General features: G+C 69.6%; 1 protein-coding gene. It reads right to left on the bottom strand.

All coding sequences use genetic code 11. The features are described from left to right. The coding region (locus ACR6JA_RS23390) for a TonB-dependent receptor plug domain-containing protein (RefSeq protein WP_494599943.1) at window positions 1-263 on the bottom strand (263 nt) is incomplete at both ends.

Raw genomic sequence — 263 nt, 5'->3', positions numbered from 1 at the left:
GGTCAGATCCGCCTGGACCTGCTTGCGGTCGTAGCTGCCGACGCTGACGCCGATCTCGCGCGCCGCGTCGGCCTTGGGCCGCTTGCTGATCAGGTTGACACTGCCGCCCAGCGCGCCCTGCCCGTACAGCATGCCGGCCGGTCCGCGCAGGATCTCCATGCGTTCCAGCGCGTAGGGGTCGACGCGGGTGTTGTTGTAGTGGGCCACGGTGCTGAGCAGGCCGTCCAGGAACTGCGAGGCGGTCGTGCCGCGGACCTTCAACC

This window comes from Cedecea sp. B1(4) (genome assembly GCF_059414925.1).
This window is presented reverse-complemented; position numbering and strand designations above follow the sequence as displayed.